Source organism: Campylobacter concisus, from assembly GCF_002914195.1.
GTDB lineage: Bacteria > Campylobacterota > Campylobacteria > Campylobacterales > Campylobacteraceae > Campylobacter_A > Campylobacter_A concisus_M.
In genome coordinates, this window is the sequence record NZ_PPAU01000092.1 from 1 (window position 1) to 861 (window position 861).

1 protein-coding gene is annotated in these 861 nt (G+C 31.7%); it reads right to left on the bottom strand.

Features of this window, described 5'->3' with window-relative positions; all coding sequences use genetic code 11:
- Positions 1-160 precede the first annotated feature (160 nt).
- The gene (locus CYP28_RS05230; RefSeq protein ID WP_103593374.1) at positions 161-832 is read right to left on the bottom strand and encodes a hypothetical protein; all 672 of its coding nucleotides are present in this window, start codon (positions 830-832) and stop codon (positions 161-163) included.
- Positions 833-861 lie beyond the last annotated feature (29 nt).

Genomic DNA, 861 nt, shown 5'->3' on the forward strand with positions numbered 1-861 from the left:
GCATCGGCGCTATTTTGATTAACTGTTGCGGTTTTTTTAATGCGAGTTACGATGTTTCCGGCTGGCTCGGTATCATTGTTTTCAATGATTGCGATTGGGCTAGCCGTTTTGATGACTAATTTGATTTTATAGTCTTTTAACATGACATCTCCTTTGGTTTTTATTTTTTGATATCTATTTTTGTGTTTTGTAATAATTGTCCATAGCCTAGACCATTTTTATATCCTATCATTTCAGGGAGCTGATAATTAGATGTAAAATTTGCCCAAAGCCCTATGTAGTTGATATTTTCTTTATATCTCTCTGTAATAACCCTAAAGTCCTTGAAATTTAGGACAAGATTTTCAAAATCTTGCTTAAATTTAGTGTAGCATTCTAGCTGATAAGCCAAATTTCTTTTTATTCTATATGAAATATAATCTTGAATTTTGTCGTTTTTTTCAAAATAGTATTTCATATTATATTCAGTTTTATTTGCAGTTATTATGATAGGCGTTCTAGTAGAATACTCTATCGTTTGAGATCCAAGATAAAATGGTGGCATATACCCATCTTCTTTGGGGATGATCTTTTTTATCTTTCTACCAAAGAAATTATTTTTATGCCCTTCAAGCCTTTCCATAAGATGCTGAAATGCAAAGAAGTTATTTTCATAAAAAAGAATTTCAATAGCGTATTTTAGTGGCTTTTTGTATATAAGTGGCGGTGCATCGTTGCCATGATACATAATTATGCTATTAAATTTTTGCTCCGTAATGCTGCCGCAAAAATTACGCACTTCTCTAGGCTTTATCTCACTTACATCATCCGTAAATGTCAGAACTATGCGCATTTATTTTTCTCCTATTGTAAGTATATAAG